At 70.2% G+C, this 21,484-nt stretch carries 16 protein-coding genes and 2 tRNA genes; 15 read left to right on the top strand and 3 right to left on the bottom strand.

The annotated features are described in order from the left end of the window. The first annotated feature begins 135 nt into the window (after positions 1–135). From QNO21_RS12010 to QNO21_RS12000, 3 genes are read left to right on the top strand one after another with little or no spacing between them, the layout of a single operon-like run. Entirely contained in the window at positions 136–4,311 is a 4,176-nt protein-coding gene (locus tag QNO21_RS12010) for an SdrD B-like domain-containing protein (RefSeq protein ID WP_257518111.1), read from the top strand. Between the two features lie 55 nt (positions 4,312–4,366). Continuing rightward, positions 4,367–5,950 (top strand): SpaH/EbpB family LPXTG-anchored major pilin, encoded by a 1,584-nt coding sequence (locus QNO21_RS12005; protein WP_257518110.1) that lies wholly within the window; start codon positions 4,367–4,369, stop codon positions 5,948–5,950. A 45-nt stretch (positions 5,951–5,995) separates the two neighbouring features. After that, positions 5,996–6,841, top strand: a complete 846-nt coding sequence (locus tag QNO21_RS12000) for a class C sortase (RefSeq protein WP_257518109.1) — start codon at positions 5,996–5,998, stop codon at positions 6,839–6,841. A 9-nt stretch (positions 6,842–6,850) separates the two neighbouring features. Here QNO21_RS12000 and QNO21_RS11995 read toward each other — a convergent pair whose 3' ends face one another. Both QNO21_RS11995 and QNO21_RS11990 read right to left on the bottom strand, forming a co-directional pair. Next, positions 6,851–8,302, bottom strand: coding sequence for a helix-turn-helix transcriptional regulator (locus QNO21_RS11995; protein ID WP_257518108.1), 1,452 nt, complete (start codon positions 8,300–8,302; stop codon positions 6,851–6,853). A gap of 222 nt (positions 8,303–8,524) precedes the next feature. Then, positions 8,525–9,517, bottom strand: coding sequence for an NAD-dependent epimerase/dehydratase family protein (locus tag QNO21_RS11990; RefSeq protein ID WP_257518107.1), 993 nt, complete (start codon positions 9,515–9,517; stop codon positions 8,525–8,527). A gap of 234 nt (positions 9,518–9,751) precedes the next feature. Here QNO21_RS11990 and QNO21_RS11985 point away from each other — a divergent pair, with 234 nt between their 5' ends. From QNO21_RS11985 to QNO21_RS11965, 5 genes are all read left to right on the top strand, one after another. After that, positions 9,752–10,870 carry a chromosomal replication initiator protein DnaA gene (locus tag QNO21_RS11985; RefSeq protein WP_257518106.1) on the top strand — a complete coding sequence of 373 codons (1,119 nt, stop codon included), beginning with the start codon at positions 9,752–9,754 and terminating at the stop codon, positions 10,868–10,870. Between the two features lie 78 nt (positions 10,871–10,948). Further along, positions 10,949–11,773, top strand: coding sequence for an inositol monophosphatase family protein (locus tag QNO21_RS11980; protein WP_257518105.1), 825 nt, complete (start codon positions 10,949–10,951; stop codon positions 11,771–11,773). A gap of 150 nt (positions 11,774–11,923) precedes the next feature. After that, positions 11,924–13,264, top strand: a complete 1,341-nt coding sequence (locus QNO21_RS11975) for a M23 family metallopeptidase (RefSeq protein WP_257518104.1) — start codon at positions 11,924–11,926, stop codon at positions 13,262–13,264. A 65-nt stretch (positions 13,265–13,329) separates the two neighbouring features. Continuing rightward, a tRNA-Thr gene (locus QNO21_RS11970) sits at positions 13,330–13,401 on the top strand. 23 nt (positions 13,402–13,424) lie between these two features. After that, positions 13,425–13,498 (top strand) — tRNA-Met (locus QNO21_RS11965). A gap of 96 nt (positions 13,499–13,594) precedes the next feature. On the opposite strand, the gene QNO21_RS11960 is transcribed toward QNO21_RS11965, so the two are convergent. Then, positions 13,595–14,650: a zinc-dependent alcohol dehydrogenase family protein gene (locus QNO21_RS11960; RefSeq protein ID WP_257518103.1), complete on the bottom strand. Its 1,056-nt coding sequence runs from the start codon at positions 14,648–14,650 to the stop codon at positions 13,595–13,597. 193 nt (positions 14,651–14,843) lie between these two features. Here QNO21_RS11960 and QNO21_RS11955 point away from each other — a divergent pair, with 193 nt between their 5' ends. The 7 genes from QNO21_RS11955 (at position 14,844) to QNO21_RS11925 (ending at position 21,463) form a co-directional block, all read left to right on the top strand. Then, positions 14,844–15,371: a DUF1269 domain-containing protein gene (locus QNO21_RS11955; RefSeq protein WP_257514492.1), complete on the top strand. Its 528-nt coding sequence runs from the start codon at positions 14,844–14,846 to the stop codon at positions 15,369–15,371. Between the two features lie 85 nt (positions 15,372–15,456). Next, on the top strand, positions 15,457–16,209 hold the full coding sequence (locus QNO21_RS11950) for a histidine phosphatase family protein (protein WP_257514491.1): 753 nt from the start codon (positions 15,457–15,459) through the stop codon (positions 16,207–16,209). Further along, complete coding sequence (locus QNO21_RS11945) at positions 16,206–17,066, top strand: NAD(P)H-hydrate dehydratase (RefSeq protein WP_257514490.1); 861 nt, start codon at positions 16,206–16,208, stop codon at positions 17,064–17,066. The genes QNO21_RS11950 and QNO21_RS11945 overlap by 4 nt, the downstream gene beginning before the upstream one ends. A 53-nt stretch (positions 17,067–17,119) precedes the next feature. After that, on the top strand, positions 17,120–18,649 hold the full coding sequence (locus tag QNO21_RS11940) for a NosD domain-containing protein (protein ID WP_257518102.1): 1,530 nt from the start codon (positions 17,120–17,122) through the stop codon (positions 18,647–18,649). A 121-nt stretch (positions 18,650–18,770) separates the two neighbouring features. Next, the gene (locus tag QNO21_RS11935; RefSeq protein ID WP_257518101.1) at positions 18,771–20,003 is read left to right on the top strand and encodes a lipopolysaccharide biosynthesis protein; all 1,233 of its coding nucleotides are present in this window, start codon (positions 18,771–18,773) and stop codon (positions 20,001–20,003) included. Positions 20,004–20,046: 43 nt separating this feature from the next. Continuing rightward, positions 20,047–20,433 (top strand): MerR family transcriptional regulator, encoded by a 387-nt coding sequence (locus QNO21_RS11930; protein WP_257514487.1) that lies wholly within the window; start codon positions 20,047–20,049, stop codon positions 20,431–20,433. Between the two features lie 79 nt (positions 20,434–20,512). Then, positions 20,513–21,463: an acyltransferase family protein gene (locus QNO21_RS11925; RefSeq protein ID WP_257518100.1), complete on the top strand. Its 951-nt coding sequence runs from the start codon at positions 20,513–20,515 to the stop codon at positions 21,461–21,463. The last annotated feature ends 21 nt before the right edge of the window (positions 21,464–21,484 follow it).

Genomic DNA, 21,484 nt, shown 5'->3' with positions numbered 1-21,484 from the left:
CTGGCTCCCTAGCCTGGGGCTCGCGGGGGAGACCCATTCTTGGCAGGAGTCGATGACGGCCCTGGTCGGGTCCCGCGTTTCCGGATCCTCTGAGGAGTCACGTTGCAGCGCCGTGCCCGATTTCATGACGCAACCATGACCGCGCGACGCGGGCGGTGGCTGGCGACGCTCACCGCCGTGCTCATCGCCGCGGGCGGGATCATCGTGCCTCCGCTGTCGGCGACTGCCGCAGGCACGACCATCAGCGGACAGGCCTTCCGGGACTACAACGGCAACGGCACCTTCGAACGGGTCGCGGTGGGCAACGGGCCGCGCGAGATGGGGCTGGAGAACGTCGTGGTGCGGGCCTACGACGCACGCGGCACCGTCGTCGGTGAGACCCTGTCGGCGCTCGGTTCGACGACCGACGCCGGTGGCGCCTGGTACAGCCGGGGCTCGTACTCGCTGACGCTCGACGCGTCCGTCGCTCCGGGCGACCCGCTCCGCCTGGAGTTCACGGCGCACGGCTTCCACGACACCTTCAGCGCCACCGGCCAGGCGCCCTCGCTGTACAGCAACGCATCGGTCCGCTTCATCCAGGCGCCCGCCTCGTCGGTGACCGGCGTCGACTACGGCGTGAGCACCCCCGAGGACTACTCGACCACCGCCCCACCCATCGTCTCGACGATCCAGTCCGCCGGTGACCCGCTGCTGAGCGCCAACGCGGCGCGCAGCGAGGCGGCGATCGTCGGCCAGTACTGGAAGTCGTTCTACGCGGCCGACGACGGGCAGAACAGCACCGCGAACGGCAGTGCGAGCAAGCGCAACGGCGCCGGCGTCATCACCACCGCGCAGTACCCGGTTCGCAACACCTTCGCGACCTTCGGCGAGGTCGGCTCGGTGTGGGGGACCGCATTCCAGACCTCACGCAACACCCTCTTCGCCTCGGCGTCGTACAAGCGTCTGGCGGGCCTCGGCCCCCTGGGCATCGGCGGCATCTATCGCATCCCGGTGACCTTTGCCACCGTCGACGGGCAGCGGTCGGCCTCGAAAGCAGCAGCCGCCGAGCCGTGGCTCGACGTCCAGGGCAAGCCGGTGGCGAACGTGCCGGGCGCGACGGTGGACCTCGGCCCCGCCCTCACCAACGCGCAGCGCGGCCTTGGCGTTCCGAGCGACTGGACGAAGGACGAGCACGCGTTCGCGAACGCGGGAAGGATCGGCATCGGCGCGATCACGGTGAGCGCCGATGACCGGTGGCTCTACTTCGTCAACCTGCATGACCGCGAGGTCTACCGCATCGACGTGAGCGGCCCGGCCGTCGTGACCGCCGCGACCCCGCACATCGAGCGCGTCGTCCTGAACCTTCCCGCAGGCAAGCGCGCCTGGGCCGTCAGTGAGCACCACGGCCGCGTGTACGTCGGCTACGTCGACGAGGGCACCGCCTGGCAGGCGAACACGGCCCTCGCAGCGACCGTCGTCTCCGCCACGACCGACGAGATCTCTGCGGCCGTTGCCGCCGGCGCGGTCGTCGGGTGGAAGACCGAGCTCACGGTCGATCTCGGCTACACGAAAGGCCCGTCGTACGTCTCAGGTACCAACACCACCAGGGCCAACGCGCCCTGGCTGTGGCGCTGGAACTCGTGGGTGGACACGTGGAGCAATCCCAACCCGGGTGCCAAGGGCATCGGACAGCAGCAGCCGACGGGCGTGGGATACGACGCCGGTGCGAGCGCGTGGAACTCCGTGCAGACTTACCCGCAGGCGATCCTCAGCGACATCGAGTTCAGCGACACCAACGACCTCGTGCTCGGGCTCATGGACCGCACGAGCCTGCAGGCGGGCAACCGCAACCGGGCCGCCGACGACAACACCTCCGTCAACGGCGGCGTGACCGGCGTCAACAACAGGGGATACGAGGCGATCTCCAGCGGCGACATCCTCATCGCGGCCCCCAATGCGGAGGGGGAGTACGTCCTCGAACGCGACGGACGCCTCATCGACGGCCGTACCTCTGCCAAGGGCAACTCAGGGCAGGGCATCGGGGGTAGGGAGTTCTTCTTCGACTCCAACAAGGTCAACGGCGGGGCGAACGAGTACCACCCGGAGAGCACGCTCGGCGGCATCGCGGCCAAGACGGGCTACAACGGCATCATCGCGGCGGTCATCGACCCCCTCAGCACGGTGAACGTCACCGGCTTGAAGTGGTTCAACACCGACAACGGCAACCCCGTGGGCGGGTACCAGCACACGTCCCAGCAGACGAATCCCGGGTCGCACTCGTTCCAGAAGGGCGGCGGCCTTGGAAACGTGCAGACGCTCGCCGAGCAGGCGCCGCTGCAGATCGGCGATCGTGTCTGGTTCGACGCCAACCGCAACGGCGTGCAGGATCCGGGCGAGCCCCCGCTGGGCGGCATCGTCGTCACCGCGACGCACGCCGACGGGACGGGCACGCCGCTGGTGACCACCACGAACGCCGACGGCGCCTACCTGTTCAGCAGCACGGACGCGAACCCGCTCGAGTTCGGCACCGACTACGTCATCAGCTTCGGCCTTCCGCCCGGCGTGGACCCGACCTCGCGCGTGTTCCCGGGTGATCCGCTCTACGGTGCGGTCACGTGGGGCGACTTCCAGCTGACGCTCCAGCGCGCCGGCGATGGATCCCGCGGAGAGGCCGACTCCAACCCCGACCCCGCGACCGGCTCGTTCGCGTACACGACGGGTTCCGGCGGGCAGAACGACCACTCGCTGGATGCCGGCTACTTCGCCGATCTGACGCCCACCGCGACGATCGAGAAGTTCGACGGCGACGTCGACGGCACCGGTGTCGTCACCGGGGAGGGCGTCGACGCCGACACGTTCGACACGGGCGCGGTCTACGAGTCGGGCGAGAGCCGCAGAATCGTCATCCGCCTCACCAACACCGGGCCCGAGCCGCTGAAGAACGTCGTCCTCACGGATGCCGCCATCAGCGGCGCCGCGATCACCTCGCTGCGGTGGTGGCTGCCCGGAGCGAGCGCGCCGCGCGACGCGACATGGGATGCCGGTGCGGCGACGTGGTCGTATACGTGGGCCGAGACGGTGGACCTCGACGCCGAGGGTCGCCCGACCGGTTACCCGGCCACGACCTGGGCCGTGGGTGACGTGATCGTCGGCGAGGCGACGCTGACGGTCTCCGCCGGCGACGGTGCTGCGCACCGCGACGAGGCCTCATTCCGGGCGGACGGCGCGATCTCGGGCAACCCCGTCGACGGCGCGAACCCGTACTCGGCCTACACCGGCGCCATCCAGGTGATCAAGTACGACGGGGCGCCCGACGCCGACGCTCCCGCGTACGCGCGCGGAACCGACTGGGTCGCGCCGGACAAGGACGCCTACGGCACGGCCTCGCCTCAGGCGGATGCCGACACCGCAGCGGACGCCGTCGTGTACGGGCCGGGTGAGACGAACACCGTCCGCTACGTCGTCACCAACACCGGCAACACATGGCTGACCGCCGTTCGTCTCGTCGACGACACGGTCGCCGGCCCCGCCGTCACCGACTGGGTCGCCGACCCGTCGCCGCTCGAGGGCCCCGACGGAGCGCTGCTCGGCTACCCGGCGTCCGTTCCCGTCGACGCGGAACTCGATATCCTCTTCGGCCCCGGTCAGTCGTTCGTCGTGACGGGCTCCCTCGCCCTTGACGTGCAGCAGAGTCATCACGATGAGGTCACCGCGACGGCGAGCGTCGTCGTGCCCGAGAGCGACCGAGACGGCGCGCCCACCGGTGCCCCGCGCACCGATCCGGCGGGAGAGGCTGTCATCGCGCCCGACCCGGCCGATCCGACGCGGCCGTTCGATGTCTCGGACGACGACCCGTTCCACGCCCGCGCCTCCGCCTTCTACATCCAGAAGGCCGACGCCGACGGCGCTGCGCTCGAGGGCGCAGTGTTCCGGATCCTCCGCGACGATGCGACAGACGGCTCGCGCCCCGGCGCCGCCGATCCCGTCGCCGTGACCCCGGTCCCCGACGCCGACGGCCGCTTCATCGTCGCCAATCTGCCCGCCGGCACCTACTGGGTCGAGGAGACCCGGTCCCCGACCGGGCATGCGCTGCTCCCGCAGCCGGTGAAGATCGCCGTTGCCGTCGACGGCACCGTCACGGTTCCCGACGGCTCGCGCCTGGTCTCCGCGGCGACCGACGCGGGCGTCTCGACCGTCACGGTCGCCGACGTCGCCGCGCGCGCGCTGCCGCTCACCGGCTCGACCGGCAACCTGCCCTACCTGCTCGCCGGTGCGCTGCTCGCCTTGGCCGGCCTCGGTGTCGGCATCCGTCAGTGGCGTCGGCGCGCTTGACATGCACCCCCTTCCGCCCATGAGACCCGCAATCCGAAAGACAGAGGACAACCCCATGCGAGAGCACACCCACGTCCGCCGATGGGCCGTCGCAGCGACGGCCGCCGTCGCCGCGCTGCTCGGCGCCACCGTCGCCGCACCGGCCCTGGCCGCACCCACGATCGACCCGGCTCAGACGGGCAGCATCACGGTCCACAAGTACGAGCAGCCGCTGCTGCGTGGTGACGCGGGCGACGGTCTCGAGCTGCCCGCAGCCGACACCGCCGGATGGGACGCGCTGGCCGACATCCGCTTCACCGCCGCCCGCGTGCCCGGCATCGACCTCGGCACGGACGCGGGGTGGAGCGCCGCCGCGGCGATGACGGTGGCCGACGCGGCTGCCGCCGTGGCCGGCGCGACACCGGATGCCGACGGTATCACCGCGTCCGACGGCGTCGTCGTCTTCGACGACCTCGACCTCGGGGCCTACTACGTGCAGGAGCACCTGACGGCGGCGCAGCTCGCCTCGGGTCTCACCCCCGGTGCACCGTTCGTCGTGACCGTGCCGATCACACACCCGGCCGACCTCGACGCCTGGCTGTACGACGTGCACGTCTATCCCAAGAACAACAACGACGCGATCGTCAAGCGCGTGGAGGACTCCGACACGATCGGCACGACCGCGCCCGACAACGGCAACAACAATGCCGTCGTCTGGACGATCGACGCCAGCATCCCCGAGGGCGGCCAGACCGACCGCTGGCTCGTCGTCGACGACCTCGACCCGCGTCTCGAGTTCGTCGCCGCGGAGACGGCCGTGACCATCGACGGGCTCACCGCCCCCGCCCTCGACCTGATCGCCGCCGACTACACCGTCACCGCGACCCGGCAGACCACCCTCATCGGCTCCGCGGCCACGGTCGACGAGCACACCCGCGTCACCATCGAGCTGACCGCGACCGGTCTCGCCAAGATCGAGGAGGCGAAGAAGGCCAACCCCGCCGCGCAGGTGCGGATCAGCATCACGACCCTCTCCACCGCGATCGGCGACGGCGTGATCCCTAACGACGCCGTGCTGTTCCCCAACCAGTACCAGGTCGACCACAACCCGAGCGGCATCCCGTCCAACGAGGTCGAGACGCGCCTGGGCAGCATCCGCATCGCCAAGACGGCGATGGACGGCACCACCGCCCTCGCCGGGGCCCAGTTCGCCGTGTTCCTCGACGAGGCCGCCGCCCGCGCGGGCGACCTCACCCAGGCGGTCGACATCCCCGGCCAGCCGGCCGGCACAAAGGTCGTCACGACCGACGCACGCGGTGAAGCCGCGATCGGGGGCCTGCGCCTGAGCAACTTCGTCGACGGTGCCCGCATCGCCGACACCGACCCGGAGTACCGCATTTACTATCTCGTCGAGGTCGTGGCGCCAGAGGGCTATGGGCTGCTCGCCGACCCGATCGAGGTCGAGCTCGTCGACGCGGGCGCCGTGACCGGTCCGTTCACCTACCAGGCTGCGGTGCGCAACGCACCGCACAACGCGGGGTTCGAGCTGCCGCTCACCGGCGGCACCGGAACCGTCGTGTTCTGGGGTACCGGCGCCGGACTGCTCCTGCTGGCGGCCGGCATCGCCATCCGCGCGCGCCGCAGCCGGGCCGTCGCCTGACGTCCTGATCGGAACCACCGAGCCGGATCGATCATCATCACGGACATGCACGAGCCCCGGTCGGCGCACCCGCGTCGGCCGGGGCTTCTGCGCGCCCGCGTGCTCGTGGTGGCCCTCGTCGTCGCGGGGGTAGCGATCATGATCTACCCCTCGGCGGCGAGCTGGTTCTCAGACCTCTCGCAGCGCGATCGCTTGCAAGGCTACGCAGAGACGATCGACGCCGTCGGTCCCGCCGAACTCGACCGCAGACTCGCGGCATCCCGCGCCTACAACGCCGCCCTCGGCGCGGGGATCGCGCGCGACCCGTTCGGGGCAGGCGAGGAGGACACGGCGGAGGTCGTCGAGGCGCGGGAGCTGGTCACCGACGAACCCGACGGCGTCCTCGCGCAGCTGCGCATACCGGCGATCGACGCTGCGCTGCCGGTGTACTCCGGAACGTCCGACGCAACGCTCGAGCGCGGCATCGGTCACCTGACCGGCTCGTCCCTCCCCGTCGGCGGCGCCGGCACCCACGCGGTCCTCACGGGGCACCGCGGCTACCCGCAGTCCGCCCTCTTCACCCACCTCGACCGGCTTACGGAGGGGGACACCTTCACTCTGACGGTGCTGGGGCAGACCCTCGCCTACCGCGTGACCGAGACACAGGTCGTCGAGCCCGACGACGTCGACTCGCTGCGCATCGTCCCCGGTCGCGACCTCGTCACCCTCGTCACCTGCACGCCCATCGGCATCAACTCGCACCGCATCCTCGTGCACGCCGAGCGGACCAGCCTGCCCGCGGAGGTTGCGCGGTTCGTCCCTGAGGTTCCGGTGCCTTTCCCCTGGTGGGCGCTCGCGCTCGCCGTCACCGTCGCGGGTGGCACGGGTGCGCTCGTCTGGCGTCGTCGCTGACCCGAACCGTCAGAGCAGGCCGCGACGCTCGGCGATCGCGGCGGCCTCGGCCCGTGTCGAGACGCCCAACTTGCGGAACAGTGACCGCTGGTGCGTCTTGATCGTGTTCAAGGACACGAACAGCCGCTCGGCGATCTCCGTGCGGGTCAGACCCGCGTGCAGGGCAGCGAGCAGTTCGCGTTCACGCACGGTGAGCGCGATGGTGTCTTCGGGCCAGAGCGCCTTGGTGGGAATCGACTCCCAACCGGCAACCTCCGCGCGGGCGAGGTCGTGCAGGTCCGCAGTGAGCAGGCGGGCGCCCAGCCGTCCGGCGCCGTCGGGCAGATCGCGGACCTCGGACAGAGCGACAAGGGCATCGACGCGCTGCCCCCGTGCGAACAGGGCCTGCGCCCGAAGCGCGAGGCGCTGTCCCTCCAGCTGATCGAGGCCGTCCGTTGACGGACGCAGTTCCGCCAGGATGCGCAGGGCCTCGTCGGGACGCCCGGCGACGATGTCGAGCATGGCTTGCATCATCGCCCCGCGGAAGAACGTCGGCGGCACGGTCGCGTTCAGTCGACGGGCCATCGTCGCGTCGCCGCGGAAGAAGGCTACGAGGGCGAGGATGCAGTCGAAGACGTTGCCCGGCATCCCATCGCCCGGCCTCGCGGGGGGTGCGGCGTCGCGCAGGCGCTCGAAGCGCAGTGCGGCTGCCTCACCGCGCCCGGCGCGCGAATGGGCGCGGTACATGGCCTCCACAAGGAACGGCCACAGTTCGCCGACCGCGTCCAGCGGGATCGATTCCAGCCGTGAGACGGCGGCGTGCGCGTCCTCCTCAAGCACTGCGGCGGCCATCTCGAGGTGCGCGTCCAGCCCTTCCTCGACCCAGCTCGCGGTGCGAGGGATCGAGCGGGCAGCCTGGATGCTGCGGTGGGCGTCCGCCGGTCGCCCGTACAGGGCGTGCACCAGGGCGGACTTCACGTGCGCGTCGCGCATCAGGAAAGGGAGCGAGGGGGTCGGCGACCAGCGGACGGCCGTGAAATCGGTGAGCGCGCCGACCAGGTCCCCGGCCAGCATGCGGGTGATGCCCATCTGCATCGCCTCGAACGCGGCGAGTCCATCGGTCGTGTCGAACAGCGTGCTCGCCGAGCGCACCCGCTGCGTGCGCGCCGTCAGCTGGAGTCGGAGCGCCGCACTCGGAGCGCCCCGCAGCCGCTCTTGCATACCGCGCATCGCCAGGGGCATGGCCTGCAGTCGCGCCGGGAGGGTGATGGATATCTCTTCGCCGCGCAGGACCTGCAGCAGACCGCGGCAGATCTGCTTGTCGTCGGAAGAATCCGAGACACCGGCCATGGCCTCTGCGATCGTCTCCGCGAGCTCGGGCAATGGCATGGCGTACCAGGCGACGAGGGGGTTCTCGGCGACGATCCGGAACACGCCGACGGCGTCGCCTGACGTGCGGGCGGCGTGCAGGCGCGCCGCCATCGCGCTCGGCTGGGGAGTCTGAGTTCCTTGCAGGGCTCGGGTCCCTTCGGGAGTCGCGCCGCGCGGGTGGGGCCCGCGGCGCAAAGCGAGAACGACAGGGCACCTTCAGTCTCCCACGCGGCGTAGCCAGCGACGGGACACCGCGGCCGCCGTCGAGCGGGTACGTGAGCAATATGAAGAGGGAGCCACCCGAAGGCGCGGGTGGCTCCCTCTCTCGCTGGCTCAGGCGACCGGGGTGCGCGAAGCGACGCAGACCCGCAGGCTCTCGCGGATCGCCGCCTCGACGTCTTCCGGTCCGTAGCCGAGCGCGGCCTGCACGGGCTCCGGCTCGACGTACGCGAACCGCTCCTGCACGCGTGCGGCATCCGCCTGGTGCATGCCGTGCTCGATGCCGCGGCCGGCTTCGGCCTCGTCGTACGCCTTCATCGCGGCCGCGAACGCCTCGGCGGGGAGGGGCATCACGCGGGCGGGATCCAGGCCCGCCTCCTCCGCGATCATGCGGTGGAAGTCGGCGTAGGTCATATTGATGCCACCGAGCGCGTAGGTCTTGCCGTGCTCGCCCCGTTCGATCGCGCCGCGCGCGGCCTTGGCCACCTGGCTGGTGGTGACCATGACGGTGCCGCCCGCGGGGACGGCGATGGGGGAGTCCTCGGGGACGGCGGCATCCATCGCCACGAACATGCTCCACAGCGGCACGGCGCCCGGCATGGTGCCGAAGATCCAGGGGAGACGCAGCGAGGTCACGGTCATCGCGCCTTCGCCCTCGAGGAAGGCGACCTGCTCCTGCAGCAGACGGGTGCGGACGTACCCGGCGTTCTCGCGCAGGCCCAGCTCGGGCCAGCGCTCGGCGAACTCGGCGAAGTACGAGCCGTAGACGACGAATGAGGTCACACCGGCCTGGCGGGCGAGGCGCGCCATGCGCTGGGTGGGCAGAACGTTGGCGCGGTAGAAGAAGCCCGCCGCGGGCGCCTGCGGCGCGATGCGCTCGTCGGCGCCGGCGGCGTAGGCGACGGCATCCACACCGTCGAGCAACGCGAGCAGCTCATCGTCGGATGCCGTGGCGACGTCGCAGTACACGTACTGCACGCCGTCGAGCGGGTGGGCGGTCTCGGGCGGCAGCGAGATGGAGAGCACCTCATAGCCGTGCGCGAGGAGTTCCTGCGCCGTGGCGCGTCCGAGGAGGCCGGTGCCGCCGATGATCGCAACTGTGGACATGTTGTATCCCTTCGTGATGGGTCAGTTCGCAGTTGTCATCTACGCAGCTGGCCTGTGGTCTGACCACAGCCTATAGGTTTCCTATGACCAGTGCACGACCACTCGCGCCGGAAATATCCCTCCGTTGTCGGCCTCTTCGGCGGGGCGCGAATTGTACGCGAAGTGGTTCGAGCGTTCCCGGCGTGTCAGGATGGGGGGATTGCCGCGGTGTCGCGCCGCGGGAGAGGACCGACGATGACCCAGCCCATCACCAGCCCCGCTTCCGCAAAGCTGCTGCGCGCCGCAATCTGGGTCGCGATAGGCGCCCTGATCGCCGCAGCGTTCGTCTGTGTCGTCTGGGTGCTGTTCGGGCCCGAAGAGCGACTCGTCGCCCGTGCATTCCTCACCATCCTGCTGCTGGCAGGCTTTGCCGGCGTTGCGATCCTCGAGGCCCGACTGGCACCCGGCCGTCCGGCCTGGTTCGCGCTGGCGAGCATGGCCACCTGGGTCCTGACGCTGCTGATCGGCGCGTTCATGATCTGGATGCCGGAGCCCGACCGTTACTTCGGAGTCGGTGTCGATCGGTTCTTCCGGTTCCTCCTGATCGTGCTGATCCTGCAGCTGGCCCTGCTGCACGTGCGCCTGTTCACCAAGGCGCACGCCCGCTACGCGACGACCTTCACAACCACCGTGACCTATGTGACCATCGGACTCGTCGTCATCCTGGCGGTCATGCTGGTGCTGCCGCTGTTGCTGTCGGACTACCTCGAGTTCGAGGCGATCTACTGGCGGATCGTGGTCGCGCTGGCCATTCTAGCGGCCGTCGGCACCGCACTGGTCCCGCTCGTGAACGTGCTGTTCGCGCCCAAGCGCGAGCGCCCCAAGGCCGCCGCCTACGCCGGCGGACCCGCTCAGCCCCAGGCCGCACAGTGGCCCACGTACGCCGACGGTTTCACGCCGCTCCCCGTCATGCCTGACGGATCGCCGGACTGGAACGCGTACTACACCGGTTACCCGACCTACCCGCAGAACTACGCCGCCGCCGCGCCGGCCCCGCAGGCCATCGCGCAGCCCCCGGCCTACGACCCCCACGCCGCCCAGGCTGCGCCCGCGCAGACCGCAGACTGGCCTTCGCCGCAGGGCGAGGCGCCGCAGCCGCAGGCGTATGCGCAGCCCGAGGGCCAGGAGTCCGAAGGTGCGATCGCGCGGGAACAGTACGAGGGCGACCAGCCGTCCGAAGAGACGCGGCCGTCGACGCGCGCACCCGGTCAGCAGCCCTCGCTCGAGGGACAGACGGATGCTGCCGCTCCGGCGCCCGGCACCGACGACTTCCCGCCGGTGCCCCCGCGCCCGCCGCTGCCCCCGCGCCCCTGAGGCGTCACGCCCTGGCGGCGACAGGTGCACCGGCCCGAAGTGACGGGCCATGGCCGGCGTGCGCGTAGCGTGGTGCGCATGAGCCTGCAGCAGGAACTGGGAGCACTCGCCGTCGACATCGCCCACGAGGCGGGCGCGCTGGCACGGCGACGCCGCGAAGAGGGAGTGTCGATCGCCGCGAGCAAGTCCGCGCTGGCCGACATCGTCACCGAGGCCGACCGCGAGGTGGAGAACCTCATCCGCGAGCGGATCGCCGCGGCCCGGCCGGGGGATGGCTTCCTCGGTGAGGAATCTGCCGCGGAGAGGGGCACCACCGGGATCACGTGGGTCGTGGACCCGATCGACGGCACCGTGAACTACGCCTACGGCATCCCCTCCTATGCCGTCAGCATCGCGGCGGTCTCGGGTGAGCCCGACCCCCGTGAGTGGCAGGCGCTCGCCGGGGTGATCCATGCGCCGGCGTTGGGCGAGCTTTTCCACGTCGTGCGCGGGGAGGGCGCGTGGCTGGGAGGGCAACGGCTCAAGGTGAACGCCGAAGTGAATCCGGCGGGATCTCTGCTGGCCACCGGGTTCGGCTATGACCCGGCCACCCACGCCGCACAGCTGGAGATGCTCGGGCGGGTCATGCCGCTCGCGCGCGACATCCGCCGCATCGGCGCGGCGTCGCTCGATCTGGCCTATGTCGCCGCGGGGCGCCTCGACGGATACTTCGAGCGCGGCCTTCACCCGTGGGACCACGCCGCCGGCGTGCTGCTGGTCGAAGAGGCCGGTGGCGTCGCCGCAGGCGTTCCGGGTTCCGCGCCCACGCGGGAGATGACCATCGTGGGAAGCGCTGAGCTTGTCGCCAGGCTTTCAGCCATCGTGTTCGCCGGCGCCGCCGGGAACAATGCGACGACTCCGTAAGCGAGCTGAGCGCGACGTGGCATTCCGCGTCCGCGCGGGGTAGTGTTTACCTGATCGTTACTTTTCTCGCCCGAACGAAAACAGTGACGTCACCCCCCACCCGAAGACGTCCCTCGTCCCCGCGAGCGGCCGACCCGAGAGCCCCCTGATTTGACCCTCGACGCCCCGTCGGCCGTTGCCGCGCCTCTGCGCCGCTCCAGCCGTATCGTCACCACGCCTGCACCGCAGCCGGAGCGCGTGCTGACCCGCGCGGAGCTGCGCCGCCGGGCCGCTCGGCAAGCCGAAGTCCACGACCCGCGTATCGACGCAGACCCGGCGAAGCCCGCTGCCCCGCGCGAGCAGGCGCAGTCCGATGTCGCAGCGGCCGATGCCGCGCAGACACACGCCGCAGAGCTGGCCGTCTTCCTGGTCGCTGCGGCCACGGTGGAGCTTCCGGCCGCGCTGGAGAACAGCGCCGCGGTTCTCCCTGAGGTTCGGGATGACGCTCACGACGACGCCGGTGCCATGCCGGTGGCATCCACCGTCCCGATCGCCTGCGCCGTACCGCCGGCCGCCGTCCCCACTTCGCGACGAGCGCGCCGCGCGGCCGGTGCGTCTGCGCCGGAGAAGCTCGCCTCGGATGAGTTCGAGCGTGCGGCGCGCCTGTTCTGCTTCGAGGGTGGGGCGTCCGCCCCGGCGCCTGCTGCGGCGCCGCGGCTGGCTCGACCCGAGGCCATCGCCCACACAGCCGGCGACGCGGCGCGCCCGCCGCGCATGGCGCTGGCACGTCGGCGGCTCGCCGCGGCATCCGCCTCGCTCGGCGCCATGAGCGTGGTGGGTCTGCTCGCCATCGGTCTGACGACGCCCGCCGGCGCGATGGCGTCGGTAGCCGGCAGCAAGCCCGCCGGCGCCGCCTCGACGTCGCTGACGACCGCGGTGTCGTCCTCTCAGGACCACGAGGAGATCCAGGCGTTCGTGTCGTCGGCCTCGAATGAGAGCGTCGACCTGGCGCGGGACGAGACGTACTCGACTGCCACGATGGCCGACCTGGCGGCAGGCTCCGGGGTTCGCAACTTCGACAACTCGTTTCTGAACAACCCGAACTCGCCCGTGCAGTGGCCGTTCCCGGTCGGGGTGCCTTACACGTGGGGCTTCCAGATGCGCGACGGCAGCATGCACCACGGCATCGACTTCGTTCCTGGTCAGGGCGCCGAGATCCACGCGATCGCCGACGGCACCGTGCGCGTCGCGACAGAGGCCGGTGGCCTGTACGGCGTCCATGTCGTCGTCGATCACGTCGTCGATGGCGAACTCGTCTCGAGCCACTACGCACACATGGAATACGGCTCGCTGCGGGTGAAGGCGGGCGACACCGTCAAGGTCGGCGACGTGCTCGGCACCGTCGGTGACACGGGGTACTCCTTCGGCGCGCACTTGCACTTCGAGATCTGGCAGAACGGGACGACGAGGATCGACCCGCTGGAATGGATGCGCGATCACACCGCCGGGTGAGCTCGCGTTTCAGAGCAGGCCGCGGCTCTGATATCCTCTTCTAGTTGCCTGCTTGCGGGCAGCACGCCCCGATAGCTCAGTGGCAGAGCACTTCCATGGTAAGGAAGGGGTCGTCAGTTCAATCCTGACTCGGGGCTCGCAGCATCCACCGGATGCACGCGGCAGGGTAGCTCAGTTGGTGAGAGCGCACGACTCATAATCGTGAGGTCGCGGGTTCGAACCCCGCTCCTGCTACCGAAGAGAAAGCCCCGGATCCCCGGGGCTTTCTTCGTAGGTTCGCGGATCACGGTCCTCTCGTCGTGGTCGCGCAGGATACTCCTGAGACCCGGGTCACGCCGTGATCAGCACCTTCAGCGCCTTCGTCTCCGCTGCGCGGCCGAACACGTCGTACGCCTCTTCGATCCTGTCGAGCGTGAAGTCGTGGGTGACGAACATCGACGCCGCGAGCTTGTGCTGCTCGACGAGCTTGAGCAGGGTGTCGGTGGTGTTCGCGTTGACCAGCCCCATGGTGATCGCGATGTTCGCGATCCACAGCCGGTCGATGGGCAGCTCGACCGGCTTGCCGTGCACACCGACGTTGGCCACGACGCCGCCGGGGCGCACGATGTCCAGCGCAGCGGCGAAGGTGGCGGGGATGCCGACCGCCTCGATGGCGACATCGACGCCGAGCCCGTCGGTCATCGCCATGACCTGGTCGCGCCAGTCGGCATCCGACGACAACACGCCGTCGGTGGCGCCGAACTGCTTCGCCTGCTCGATGCGGTTTGCGTCGAGGTCCATCGCGATGACGCGCGACGGGCCGTACAGGCCCGCCGTCGCGATGGTCGCGAGCCCCACCGGCCCCGCGCCGATGACGGCCACGACGTCGCCGGCCTTGACCTTGCCGGCCTGCACGCCGATCTCGTGCCCGGTGGGCAGGATGTCCGACAGCAGGATCGCCTCGGCGTCGGTCACGGTCTCCGGAACCTTGTAGAGCGAGTTCTCGGCGTACGGGATGCGCACGTACTCGGCCTGCGTTCCGTCGATGAGGTGTCCGAGGATCCAGCCGATGCCGGACTGCCCCTCCGGGGCCAGGCAGTGCGAGTACACCTGCTTGCGGCAGTAGGCGCAGTGCCCGCAGGCGCTGATGCACGAGATGATCACGCGGTCGCCGATGGCGAGACCTTCCACCGCCGCACCGATCTCGGTGACCGTCCCCACCCCCTCGTGGCCGAGGATGCGGCCCTCGGTGACCGCCGGGACGTCGCCCTTGAGGATGTGCAGGTCGGTGCCGCAGATCGTCGTCGCGTCGATCTTGACGATGGCATCCGTCGCGTTCGTGATGACCGGATCCGGCACCTCCTCCCACGCCTTCTCGCCTGCACCGCGGTATACGAGAGCCTTCATGAGGGTCCTCCTGTCATCGTCGTGGGGCCATGCTCCTCCCCTCGCGGCCCGCGCGACAGGCCCCCTTGTCGCACCCTGATCGCGGCAGTAGCGTCAGCGGCACAGTGTGCATCATGCGAGTCCCGGTGGTGCATCCCGAACGCTGCCCGTCACGGTGCGTTGCGGGCAGCCTGATCGTAAAGTGGGCAATTCCATGGCTGATCTGATCGTCATCGCCTTCGACTCCGAGCCCGACGCCGAAGCGGCGTACAACACGGTGCAGCAGTTGCAGGACGACATGGTGGTGCAACTGGCCGGCCTGGCGCTGGTCAAGGTGAACAGCGAGGGCAAGACGAGCGTCGAGTATCCGGGCGGCCTCGCGAACATCGGGTTCGGGGCTCTCGGCGGGGCGTTGTTCGGCACCCTCATCGGCATCCTCTTCTTCGTTCCGGTCGGCGGACTCGTCCTCGGCGGGCTCGTCGGAGCCTTGTTCGCAGGTCTCGACAAGGCCGGCATGGACTCGGAGTTCCGTCGCCGCGTGCAATCGGCGGTCTCGTCCGGCAAGTCGGCCGTCGTGATCTACGCGACGAAGCTGACGGCCGACAAGTTCGCCGCCGCGCTGGCCCCCTTCCACGGCACCCTCATGCAGACCTCGCTGTCGGAGGCGGACGAGCGTGAGCTTGTGCACGACCTGAGCGGTGGCGCGCAGGCCCAGGCGCCTGCCCCCACGGCCGCCGAGTAGTCGCGCGGGGTTGCGCCGACTTGCCCACAAGTGAGGTCGGCGCAACCCCGATGTGCACCCCGGCCGGTGCTCCTAGTGTGGGCGGATGCCAGTGAAGACTCTGTGGCTCGTCCGACACGGCGAGAGCGTGGGAAACGTCGCGGCGACGCGCGCTGAGCGCGAGGGCCTCGAGCGCATACCGATCGACATCCGCGACTCCGACGTGCCGCTGTCGCCGACCGGTGAGCAGCAGGCGGAGGCGCTGGGCGAATGGCTGATGGAGCACCGCGCTGCGATCGAGACGTTCTGGGTCTCGCCGTACCTGCGCGCCCGTCAGACGCTGGCGATCGCGCTCGGCGACGATCCGGCGCCCGTCGTCGTCGATGAGAGGCTGCGGGATCGGGAGCTCGGCATCCTGGACCTGCTCACCACCCGCGGGGTGGCCAGGCTGCACCCCGAAGAGGCAGAGCGCCGACGCCACCTCGGCAAGTTCTACCACCGCCCCCCGGGCGGCGAATCGTGGGCCGACGTCGCCCTTCGGCTTCGGTCCCTCCTCGGCGACCTGCTGGTCACGCCGCAGGAGTCCGCGCTCATCGTCGCCCACGATGCGGTGGTCACCCTCATCACGTCATTGCTGCGCCGCATGCAGGAGCAGGAGATCCTGGAATTCGCGTCGGGCAACCCGGTGCTCAACGCCTCGGTGACCCGGCTGGAATTCGCAGTCGATGACTGGCAGATGCCGCTCTTCTCCGACGTCAGCCACCTGCGCGAAGAGGGCGCGACGGTCACCGTGCATCCCGGAACGCCCGACATCGGCGATCCCGAACCCGCAGACGCTCCAGGGGGCGAGCGAGCATGACCGAAACGCGCGACACCACCCCGGAGCCGGTCACCCGCGAACTGCTGTCGGCGTGGGGACTTCCCGACCCGGGCGCCGACAAGAAGTCCCGCGGCGACGTCATCGTGGTCGGGGGCTCTCGTCGCACCCCCGGGGGCATCATGCTGGCGGGTGAAGCCGCGCTGCGTGTCGGAGCAGGCAGGCTCAGCGTCTTCGTGCCGGGCTCCATCGACGCCCAAGTCGGCACGGTGCTGCCCGAGGCCGGCATCTACGCCCTGCCCGAAAAGGCATCCGAGCCCTTCGACGGTCCGGCGCGGCAGAAGATCGCCGCGGCGGATGCCGTGCTGGTCGGCCCCGGCTTCGACGACGCCGACGAGACGCGCGACACGCTCCTTGCCATCGGTGACGCGGAGCCGGCGCGTCTCGTGCTGGACGCCTACGCACTCGGGGTGCTGCCCGACGTCGACCGCGCGCGGCTGCCGGAAGAGCTGCTGCTCACTCCCAATCGCGAGGAGCTGGCGATTCTGCTCGGCGAGGACGCCGACGACTTCGGCGACGATCTGGCTGCTGCGGTCGCACACGTCGCCCGCCGCTACCTCGCCGTGGTGACGTGCTACGACGTCGTCGCCGCGCCCGACGGCGCGTCCTGGCGGATCGAGGGCGGGGGGCCGGGCCTGGCGACGTCGGGCAGCGGCGACGTGCTGGCCGGTGCGGTCACCGGCTTCGTCGCGCGCGGGACGGGGTTGGAGAGGGCGGCGGTCTGGGGATCGGCCGCACACGCGCGCGCCGGCGATCGGCTGACCGAGCGCCTGGGACTCGGGTTCCTCGCCCGCGAGCTGGCTGCCGAGTTGCCGCTCGGGCTCAACGACCTGCTGTAGCAACCGGAGCGTTCCATCCGAGGGGGCTTGCGGTGGCCCTCTAGCATGGCGGTGTGGACTCGATTGGGGAATCAGACGCCCGCACTTCCGCCCGCGACCGGCGCAAACCGCCTCGGCGGCTGAGCCGGGCGGGGATCGCAGGGGTGGTGCTGGCCGCGCTCGCCGCGGTGGCTGCGCTGATCTGGGTGGTCGCGCCTCTCGCGGTCACGGTTCAGAGCGGTCCGGCTCCGACGCAGACGACGCTCGTCCCGCTCATCACCTCGACGGTGCCCGCGGGCACGTCGGCGGTCATGGCGGGACCGGGCATCGACCCGACGGGCCAGACCGTCTCGACCGACGGGGTGCGCGCTTTCATCGCGAGCCTGCCCGCCGAGGGGGTGCGGGTGATCGAAGTGCCCGCCGGCAGCGTGATCCAGTTGGACGGCACGATCGAGATCCCGGAGCGCACGATCGTGCGTGGCGGGGGAGAGCTGCGGTGGACCGGGGGCATCGCCCAGTCGGCCGCCCTGAGCGTCGTGGGTGACAACGTGCAGATCACCGGGGTGACCCTCACGAACCCCAACGAACTGGGCACGGCCGACGGTGACCGCAACTACGGCATCGAGATCAAGGCATCCGATGTGCGCATCATCGGCAACCATCTGGAGTCCTTCCAGAACGGCATCGCCGTGCGCTATGGCGGCGAATACCACGACATCATCATCGCCGACAACCGTGTCAAGGACATCGTGGGCGTGGGGGGAGGGCCCGACTCGGGGGAGAACATCGGGGAGGACCGCGGCGACGGCATCGTCGTGTGGGGTGCACAGGCGACGGTCACCGGCAACATCGTCAACGCCAAGCCGGGGACGGACGCCCGCGTCGGCATCCACACCGAGAGCATCACGCTCGAAAACGCCACCGACGCCCCGCACTCCGCGTCGATGGTCACCATTTCGGACAACGTGGTCTACGGCACCTTCCGACGGTCGATCGTCAGCGAGAACGTCGCGCACACCACCATCACCGGCAACACCGTGGCGGATGCCACGTGGTGGGGGATCGCCGTCATTCTGCAGTCGGACGACAGCGTCGTCAGCGGCAACACCGTCATCTTCACCCGCACCGATTCTGATCGCCAAGGTCAGAACTACGACCCCCAGCGGGGTCCGATCATGATCTATGGAGGAGTGCAGCGCGCACTGGTCACGGGTAACTCCCTCGTGGTCGCCGAGGGGGCGTCGGCCCGTGCCTTCGTCACCGTCCAGGGCGCCGGCGACCAGATCCCCACCGACATCACGGTGGACGGAAACACCGGCGCGATCGAGGGCGGCGCAGTCGAGAACGGAGTCGCCACAGCGGGCGCGGTGCGCGGGTTGCGCGTCACCGACAACCGTCTGTCGGGTTTCACCGGGGCGGGGGTGGCGATCGGCGGCGCGTCGGACTATGTCGTGGACCGCAACGAGCTGCGCGGCGCCGATGCGCGAGCCGGTGTCACGGCGGAGAAGGCCTCCGGCCGGATCACCGACAACGTCATCCGCGGAGTGGTGACCGAGGTGGAAGCGCCGGCAGGCGCCGTCGTGGACGGCAACGGCGCGCGGTAGCCCGGCTCGGAGCGGCGATTGGACAGCACGCCCGCATCTGCCAGACTGGCCCGACCGAACTGCCGGGGGTGGCGGGCTCGGTTCTGGGGACACGGCGCGATCGCGTCAAGGGGGGACTCTCGTGCGACGCCTGCTGTATCTGTCGGCATTTCTGCTCGTACCGGCACTGAGCGCGGTCACGCCGCTGGTGGCGGTGCCCGCGATCACCGCCTCTGCAGGTGCCGGTGGGTGGGAAGCGTATGCACTGGGCATCTCCATCGGGTCGCTCGTGTGCGTGATCGTGGAACTCGGCTGGCCGCTGACCGGCCCGCAGCGCGTCGCCGCTGAGGCGCCGGGCGTCCGGTGGGCGACGCTGCTGCAGTCACTGCGCACGCGAGCGATGGCGTTGATCGTGCTGGCGCCCGTGGCCATCGTGCTGGCCGTCGCGCTGACGCAGGCGACGGGGTCGGAGCACGAGACCACTACCGTGCTCATGGCCTTCGCCAGCGCCGCCGCGGGGCTGTCCTGCAGCTGGTATTTCACCGGCGTCGGGCGGCCGCTGCGGATCCTGACCTCCGATGCCATCCCGCGGGCCCTGATGGTCACGGTGGCCGCCATCGCCGTGGCGAACGGGGCGCCCATCTGGGTGGTGCCGGTCGGCTATCTCTTGGCCGTGCTGTACGGCCCGGTTGCGGCCCTCTCGCTGGCACGGGATGAGCGGGAGGGGCGGGTGACCTTCACCCTTCGTGAGGACCTTCGCTCCATCCGGTCGCAGTGGGCAGCCATGGGCGGGCGATCCGTCGCGGCCCTGTACATGGCCTTGCCGGTCACCCTCGTCGCCGCTTTCGCGCCGTCGGCCCTTGCGGTCTTCGCCGCAGCCGACCGACTCATGCGCATGGCGCTGACCGTGCTTCTCGCGCTGCCCAATGCCATGCAGAACTGGGTGGGGTCGGCGTCGTCCGCGGCCGAGCGCCGGCACCGGATCCAGCGCGCGATCCTCGTCAACACCGGCATGGGTGTGGTCGCCGGGGCCGGCTTCGCCCTGCTCGCACCCTGGGTGAGCACCGTGCTCTTCAGCGGCACCGTCGACATCGACCCCCTGCTCGCGGTGGTCTCCGGCGGCGTGCTCGCGCTGGTCTGCGTCTCGCGGGCCACCGGACCGCTCGGCCTGGTCCGATACGGCCGCATCCACACGCTGACCGTCTCGGCGACCGCAGCGGCCGTCGTCGGGGTGCCGGCCATCTGCGTCTTCGCGGCGCTCGGAGGCGCGATCGGGGCTGTCCTCGGTGAAGTCGTCGCCGAGATCACGGCCATCTCGATCCAAGCGGCCGCGCTGGGCGCTGCGATCCGGCGCGATCGCGGATCCGGCACCTGACGCGGCGACGCGGCGTGTCGGCGTGCTGTGGGAGAGTGAACCCATGTCAATCCCCGCGCGCGACGGCCGGCCCATGATGCGGATCGGCGAACTCGCGGAGCGCACCGAGATGTCCCACCGCACCATCCGTCATTACGACGAGGTCGGCCTGTTCCGTCCCACGGGGCGGACCGAGGGGGGCTTCCGCCTGTACACGGCCGCTGACGAGGCGAGGCTGCTGCTCATCCGCAGGATGAAGCCGCTGGGTTACACCCTCGAGGAAATGGCAGACCTTCTCAGCGTGGTCGACGCGCTCGCGGCCGACCCTGCGGATGCCACCATGAGGGCGAGGCTGGAGAAGATCCGCGAGGGCGCGATGGAGCGTCGCGAAAGACTCAGCCGCCATCTTGCCGCGGCGCACGAGTTCGTCGAGCGGCTCAAGGCCTTGTAAAGACGGGCTGAATAACTCTTACGTTACGGAAGAGTTGCGCTAACGTGACCCCATGGGGGCACAGGGTCGATTGCGGTGGATGGACCTCACGCGGGGCACCGCGATCCTGCTGGTCGTGCTTCATCACAGCATCGAGATCCCCGAGACCCTCGGCGTGGGTGCCCCGCGCGCTCTCGCCGCCGTCGACGCGGTCTTCGCGCCGTTTCGCATGCCGCTGCTCATGTTCCTTTCCGGCATGCTCCTGCCGCGATCGTTCCGTCGCCCGGCGCGCGACTACTTCGTCGGCAAGGCCCGCGGCATCCTCTGGCCCTACCTCGTCTGGTCGCTCATCGTCTTGGCCATCGCGGGGGAGCTCTCGGCGAGGATACTGCTCAATGTCGTGGTGTATCCGCCGACGTACCTCTGGTATCTCTGGTTCCTCTTCGCCTTCTACGTCATCGCGTGGGTGTTGCACCGGTTCTCGGTGCCTCCGCTGGGGGCATCCGCCGTCATCCTCGTCGCCTCCATGTTCCTTCCCGACGACTATCGCCTCGCCCGTTTCGCATTCCTGATGGCGTTCTTCTTCGCCGGTTGGTGGTGGGCGCAGGCGGAGGAGAGGCTGCGCATCGGGCTGCGGACGCGAGTGGCGATCGTTGCCGTCGGGTTGTTGCTGGCGGCCGCGACGGCGGTGCTGTCGGCCACCGGCACGGTGGAGCGGTACGAGGCGTTGTTCGCCTGGGGCACGGTCGGGCTGATCGCGGCGATCGCGCTCGGGCTTCCCTCGACGGCAACCCGGCGCTGGGCGCGCCCGCTGGAATTCGTAGGCCGCAATTCCATCGTCTTCTACGTCTCTCACTACCCCGTGATCCTGGCGCTGGACTCGTGGCTGCTCGCCGCCACTGACGACGGCTCGCTGTGGATCTCGGCCACGCTCACGATGGTCGCCGCGTTGGCGGTCGGGGTCGTCCTCACCGTCGCTCGGGACCGCATCCCGGTGGTGCGGTGGCTGTTCGAGTGGCCGATGCGCCGTGCCGTGCGGACCGCGTCCTGAGCACGCCGAGGTGACGCCTTC

The sequence above is a fragment of the Microbacterium sp. zg-Y818 genome (genome assembly GCF_030246905.1).
Taxonomy (GTDB): Bacteria; Actinomycetota; Actinomycetes; order Actinomycetales; family Microbacteriaceae; genus Microbacterium.
This window is presented reverse-complemented; position numbering and strand designations above follow the sequence as displayed.